The sequence below is a fragment of the Methylomonas rosea genome, from assembly GCF_024505055.1.
Taxonomy (GTDB): domain Bacteria; phylum Pseudomonadota; class Gammaproteobacteria; order Methylococcales; family Methylomonadaceae; genus Methylomonas; species Methylomonas rosea.
In genome coordinates this window covers 23,747-29,878 of record NZ_JANIBL010000067.1, presented here as the reverse complement: position 1 = coordinate 29,878, position 6,132 = coordinate 23,747, and the positions used below count along the sequence as shown (strand labels likewise).

Here is a 6,132-nt window from a genome sequence, read left to right as displayed (position 1 = left end):
GTCCTGCTGCCAAGTACTCTCCGGTTACAGTTCACAGGCACACGACTATAGCCTCAGCTAATTGACTTTGTTTCACTTGTTTATGTGTTTTCATGATACACATCCTTTTCCCATGCTTGGGATACGTATAAATCCGAAATATTTTTTATTTAATGTTTTATATAAATCGAATTTAAATGTAATAGTTTTTAATTATCCAGGGAGCTAGGTTTTTCTGCAAAATCAAACAATGATTTGACAATTAACTATTAATATTTAAGTTATTTCCCCAGAAAATCATCTGGTGTTAAATCAATAATTAGTTAAGCAGCGGATTGCCGGCGACGTGAGACGCCTAAAACCCCCATCAGGCCACTGGTAAATAGCCAGACAGCATTGGGCACAGGCACTTGAGAAACCGGGCTATAGGCAGCTGTAAAGGCTTCCGCATTTATTGCACCTGAAACGGTATGAATACCATCGCTGAATATATTCATGCTGAAGACGCCATTAAAATTGAACACTCCTTCTTCACTGGAGTAATACGCGTTACTTGACGCCGATGAGCCACTATTGCCATTGCCATCGTCGAAATTACCGTTGATAAACGCCGCAGCATACGCATAGTCATCCCAATTACCGACAGTGCCGCTAGCACTGGCTGTCCATTCCACGGTGATTAGTGCAGAGCCATTGCCAAGCAACTCAAATTCGGCGTAGTTATAAGCACTTGCATTGGCTTCGTTGCTATCTGTTACCGAGCCAGTACTCGCTTGAGTGGCTGCATTGGCTTGTAGAGTGGTACTAGTTCTTAGGGCACTACTTTGCGCCTGGGTTGTTGTGCTATTGATGGATAAGGCGGTGATCAGGTCCTCAGCAAACTGAGAGTCTTGCCGGAAATCGTTAGGATTGGCTGTGTAAGCAGAAGTATCTACTGTACCCAAACCATATAGCCAGTTCAGTTGCGGAGCATTGACGCCACCCGATAAATCTGTGTACTGAACGGATAAGCTACTCCAATTGATGGTGGCTTGGGCAGAAGACGCGGCAACTGCATGTTGCGTACCCGACGCTAGTAATACAGTCAAAGCCGTTAGAATTATTTTTTTTCTTATATTATTCATTTTTCTTACCTTTAAGAATTTATATATCAAGATGCTATTCAACCCGGCAGCTTCTGCGAAGCGACCTGAGGGTTCGCCACTGCTGCTAGTTTCTTCTTTTATCAATATTGCCATCTATAAACGGCAGTCATTTGAAACACTCGCTCTTGTTAATCCCGATCTATAAGGTTTTCAAACGTTTCAGCAAGCTGTTTCAGAAGAAACTAATATAGTTTTTACGCCCATTTCGGCTTAAAAACGATGTCTGAAAATGGGGTATTAGCGGGTAGGAAATGGGTAGTAAAACTACCCATTCAGAGACAATTGTCAGAAGGGCTTTTAAGTGTTAGTCGGATAATGATTTCAGGTAAATCTGCAAGTTGTCGGATTTACTCTCCAAACCCAGTTTCTTGCGGATTTGTTTTCGATGTACGCTGATGGTGCCGGGTGCAATGTCTAAGGTCGATGCAATCATTTTTGTAGGCAACCCTTGCCGGATCAAGGCGGCGACTTGGACTTGAGTGGGCGTCATATGTTTGAGCGCAGATGAAAAGGTTTCGGCATGTCCATAGGAAGCCACGAGATTCATCAGGTTGCTCTCTATAATATCGATCAAGCGGGTGGACTGACGGCGGCCCGTGCTTGCGCCTTTTAATTTTTTCAGGAAAGGTAGTACCGTGGCCTCGACTTCATGCAGAAGCGCGGTTTGCGCATCCTCTTTATCGGATTTTTGCTGTTTCAGCAGAACTTTCAGCGCCGTATTAATCTCGTTGATTTCCTTGGTACTTTTCAACAATGCGATTTTTGTATCGGATACCTGGTTTTCCAGGCGGATACGAGTTTCATTCAAGGCGGTTTCAATCTGCTTTTCCGAGGAAATATCCCTGAAAGCCCCTACATAATGGATAGTTTGGGTTTCTGTATCAATTACCGCCGTGACTGTCAGCGATAATGGCAATATCGCGCCGTTTTTATGTTTGTCCCAAATTTCGCCTTGCCAATAACCCTTCTCTGCCACGGTTGACCAAAGGCGTTGGTAAAACTCCGCATCGTGTTTGCCTGAATGCAAAAATGTAGGCTTTTTGCCAATCGTTTCGCTTGCGCTGTAGCCCGTAATACGGCTGAACGCTTTGTTCAAACGCAGGATAGTTTTATCTGCATCAGTCACGATCATACCGTCTTCCGTTTCAAATGCGGCTGCGGCAACGCGTCGAGTTTCTTCCTGGTTAATACGTTCGGTGATGTCAGTCAAACACAGCAGCATGATTGGAGCATCAACCGATAACACATTCCGGCAATCAAGCGATACTATTAAACTACTCCCATCATTCCGGAGTAGAGATAGCTCGCAGTGTTGCCCGACAGTTTGTTTTCTTGTGTTGTCAAAAAACAGGTGCCAGCGCTTAGCCTCTGTAGGACATAAATACTTGGTAAATGGCGTCTCAATCAAGGTTTCTCGCGCAATACCCAATAAGTCGCTAGAGCTGAGATTGGCAGTGAGAATTCGACCGTTTTCAGCGAGTGTCAGAAAAGCAACGGGAGCAAATTCATAGAGTTGTACGTAATTACGGTAAGCAGTATCCAAATCCGCATAAGCGCGACACAACTCATGATTCTGCATTTCCAGTTCGAGTTTATGCAGTTCAAGCACTTGCAATACATTCTCTGTCTTTAGCGAATTGCGCATTCAACATCCTTTCTTGAGAAAAACGCTACTGGTGTCCAGCGGTGACCGATCGCTAGATGTCCCCATAATCGCCAAAAACCCAATCCGGCTAACAACGCCGTTGCAGTAAGCAACAATTTATTACCCAGACTGGAAAATAGGCTGGTCTTTTGTTGAGTCGGGTTTAGATTTGGAACAGAAAATCCAGCAAGGCTCGTGGTTGAGTGGCTGTCTTTAAGCAATGACCCGACATTGCAATACGCCAGTCGAGGGCAATTCACACATATTGCTCTTGCTTCGGGCAGAAGATCAGTCTCCCCTGCTGTCGCAATGGACTCAAGTAATAGTGCAGTGGATGCCAGGTCAGGTAATTCTGGAGTAAAACGGGGGTAATCGAGACCGTACAGTAAAGCGCCTGCCAACTGCGCTTTAAGGTCGGATTTGTCATACATCGACACTTCTTTCAAGTATCGTGTAAGCAGGCACTTCACGCCGATTACTGGTTTACTGATCATTAGTAATCATTGACTTACAAAAGTAAGTCAGTATTAAAGTAATGAACTTATAACACAATCCCTACAATGCGGTAGTTTTCTACCGCGTTTATGTAAAGTTCGTCAGGCTTGGGTCTGCTATTTCCAAATCAGCAGATCGTGATCAATGGCAAATCGCGTCACTTCGGCGGCGCTATGCAGATCAAGAGTTGCCATTAAATTTCGGCGGTGCGTGATGACAGTTGCCTTGGATAAATTGAGGTGCCTGCCGATTTCCACCGAGGTCATCCCGGCGGCAATCATCCCGACAATCTGCCGTTGCCGCCTGGTCAGGCTATCGGCAAGGTTGGATTTTTCTGTTCTGCCTGGCGAGGGTGACAAACTTTCGCGTATCAGCGATTCAAATCGCTTCAGCAATTCCGAACCTTCATCATTCAAGCGTTTGCGCAGGGTAATATCCAAAAGTGTACCTACCATGCGCAGCGGGCTGTTGTCTTTTTCCCGACGAATAACCTTACCTCGGGCTTCGACCCAAACCCAATGGCCAGCCTTATGCCGCAAGCGGTGTTCACTTTCGAAGCTGGCCGTTTCACCCTGTAAATGCGCTGCAAGTTTTTGCCTAAAGCGTTCAAGGTCTTGGGGATTGATCAAATTCAGCCAATCATTTTCGTCGTTGCCCAACTCTTCATTGGTGTAGCCGAGCAAGTCGAACCAGCGATTGCCTGCTATGACCTGGCGCTCAGGAATGTGCCAGTCCCACAAAACCAATCCCGCTCCCTCCAGCGCCAGTTCCAGACGTTCATCACTTTCAAGCAGGTCTAACTCGATTTGCTTGATGTCGGAGATGTCCTGCACAGTTCCAACCGCTTTGACAAGTTGCCCGCTACCATCGAATTTCAATTCCGCATGAGCCCGAATCCAGCGAATCTGGCCTTGTACCACAATCCGGTAAGTCAAGTCATAAGGGGCTCCTTGTAAAGCGGCTCGCCAAGCCGTTGCAACTTTGTCTTGGTCGTCGGGATGCACGCGAGAGAACCATTCCGCGAAGGTGGTAACGCCGGTATTGTCAAGATCGAACAACCGGGCCGTTTCTTGAGTCATGCTGAAAGTTTCAGTGTCACAACTCATCGCAAAACTGCCAATTCGTGCTACTGCCTGGGCACGATGCAGCCTTTCATCGCTTTCCTTCAAGCTTAATTCGACTCGCTTGAGTTGGGTGATGTCGCGACCGACCGATTGGGTTTGCTTGAGGACGCCGGCGGCATCGAAAAAACCTCGATTAACGAATTGCATCCAACGGATTTCGCCATTGGCAACAAAAACCCGGTTCTCAATAATCACGACTGGGTTGTCAGGCGTCATCTCGCGCAGTCTAGCCTCAATCATGGGCAGGTCGTCGGGATGAGCGCCCGGATGCCAGCATTGTCCAATCAATTGTTGGGGCGTTTTTCCAAATAATTGACAATAGACATCGTTGACGAACAAGAAAGTACCGTCCGGCAAGAAACGACTAATGGCCTCGGTCTGGTCTTCAACGACTGTGCGGAAGGTATTTTCCGCTACCGGCTGCACCTCTCCTTGAAACTCTGTTCGATAAGGGCTGATACAACTGCGGCAAACATATCCAGCATTTCCTGGGTCTTTGCATCGGGACGATGCGGCGAACGGTAATGTGTGGAAAGCATGGCGATGACTTGCCCCGACTGGTTGAGCACCGGTGTTGACTGCACGGCGCGCACACCGGCTTTGAGCTGTAGTTCCAAGGCAAGGGTTCCGACAAAAATTGGGCTTTGTGCGACATCTTCGACGATGACGCGCTCGCCCAAGGCAATCGACGTGCCGCAAGCGCCCTGTCCAGCACTTACCGTATTCCAATAATCGATCCACCAATCCGGAAAACCCTGATGCACAAATATTCTAAGGTGACCGTTCGGATCAACAATTTGGATATTGCCAAAATCCGCCTTTGCCAACTCAATAACCAGGTGCAAAGTTTCGCTAAGAATCTCTGAAAGGTTTCGCTTCAGCATATGTAGCTGCACCGCGCGTTTAGAGGACAAGGTAAATTCATGGTTTCTGGTGATTAGTCAATCGGATGCGGAAGATGCTATCAGTTTTCATCATTGCGCCAAAACAACCTCAGAGCCGCAGCGCATTTAGGCCAACGCCCGATTTGTAGACGCTCAGTTGCAGACTTTAGATCTGATTGTCTGGCCGGCCTGGGTCGGCTTTACCCAATCAACCCTAACTGAGTAAGTTCAGCCAATTTGCACCTTCCGGGGGGTTAACTTTTCCAAGTAGATTGCGGCAGTTGGTTAAGCGCCACTGCCGTCAACCAAACATCGACCCACCACCAGAGTCTTATTTGTTATAAACCCGACATATAAACTCAAACTTTTTCGCAAACTAATCAATCACTTAAAAGTTGGTGCAAAATATGAATTAAGCAAGCTATACAAAAATCAACGCTAGGTCCGGTTGCTCATCATTTTACGGCGCTTATGTCTGAAATCATCCCGTTTCCCGTTCCCAACAAACAACAAAAGTCAGATCTTGATGCGGTTATTGATGAAGCGCTAAAGGCCATCCCAAGGCAGGACCGAGAAAAGCTCAGGTTTGAGTTGATCAAAACAATAGACAGCTACGATGCCTTTTTTTCTGAATGGTCCTTGAGTCTGCCCGAGGATAGTAACGAAACCCTCAGGAAACAAATTTACGATATTGCGCATCAGGAACATGACCGAAAAATACAAATGCTGAAAGACATTATGCGACTAAAGATAAAAGTGCTGGTTGCGGAATATCAGCACCGCAAGTAGCGCGATTTGTAATTTCCGATCCGGCTCCATGCCCAGTGGCTTCGGCAAGGTGCGGATTAAAAACGTCAAAG

Annotated in this window: 6 protein-coding genes; 1 reads left to right on the top strand and 5 read right to left on the bottom strand. The window is 46.7% G+C overall.

Going from position 1 to position 6,132, the window contains the following annotated elements; genetic code table 11:
* Positions 1 to 302: 302 nt before the first annotated feature.
* The 5 genes from NP589_RS17965 to NP589_RS17945 form a co-directional block, all read right to left on the bottom strand.
* Positions 303 to 1,217, bottom strand: a complete 915-nt coding sequence (locus NP589_RS17965; RefSeq protein ID WP_256608205.1) for a hypothetical protein — start codon at positions 1,215 to 1,217, stop codon at positions 303 to 305.
* A 211-nt stretch (positions 1,218 to 1,428) separates the two neighbouring features.
* Positions 1,429 to 2,769: a PAS domain S-box protein gene (locus NP589_RS17960; RefSeq protein WP_256608204.1), complete on the bottom strand. Its 1,341-nt coding sequence runs from the start codon at positions 2,767 to 2,769 to the stop codon at positions 1,429 to 1,431.
* Complete coding sequence (locus tag NP589_RS17955; RefSeq protein WP_256608203.1) at positions 2,754 to 3,263, bottom strand: hypothetical protein; 510 nt, start codon at positions 3,261 to 3,263, stop codon at positions 2,754 to 2,756. The genes NP589_RS17960 and NP589_RS17955 overlap by 16 nt, the downstream gene beginning before the upstream one ends.
* A gap of 117 nt (positions 3,264 to 3,380) precedes the next feature.
* On the bottom strand, positions 3,381 to 4,814 hold the full coding sequence (locus NP589_RS17950; protein ID WP_256608202.1) for a PAS domain-containing protein: 1,434 nt from the start codon (positions 4,812 to 4,814) through the stop codon (positions 3,381 to 3,383).
* Positions 4,802 to 5,272, bottom strand: coding sequence for a GAF domain-containing protein (locus NP589_RS17945; RefSeq protein ID WP_256608201.1), 471 nt, complete (start codon positions 5,270 to 5,272; stop codon positions 4,802 to 4,804). Before NP589_RS17945 ends, NP589_RS17950 begins: the two co-directional genes overlap by 13 nt.
* A gap of 471 nt (positions 5,273 to 5,743) precedes the next feature.
* Here NP589_RS17945 and NP589_RS17940 point away from each other — a divergent pair, with 471 nt between their 5' ends.
* On the top strand, positions 5,744 to 6,061 hold the full coding sequence (locus tag NP589_RS17940) for a hypothetical protein (RefSeq protein WP_064035580.1): 318 nt from the start codon (positions 5,744 to 5,746) through the stop codon (positions 6,059 to 6,061).
* Positions 6,062 to 6,132: the final 71 nt, after the last annotated feature.

Coding starts and splice junctions, on each gene's coding strand:
- NP589_RS17955 (WP_256608203.1), bottom strand. CDS start 3,263: ATGATCAGTAAACCAGTAATCGGCGTGAAGTGCCTGCTTACACGATAC.
- NP589_RS17960 (WP_256608204.1), bottom strand. CDS start 2,769: ATGCGCAATTCGCTAAAGACAGAGAATGTATTGCAAGTGCTTGAACTG.
- NP589_RS17945 (WP_256608201.1), bottom strand. CDS start 5,272: ATGCTGAAGCGAAACCTTTCAGAGATTCTTAGCGAAACTTTGCACCTG.
- NP589_RS17965 (WP_256608205.1), bottom strand. CDS start 1,217: ATGGCAATATTGATAAAAGAAGAAACTAGCAGCAGTGGCGAACCCTCA.
- NP589_RS17940 (WP_064035580.1), top strand. CDS start 5,744: ATGTCTGAAATCATCCCGTTTCCCGTTCCCAACAAACAACAAAAGTCA.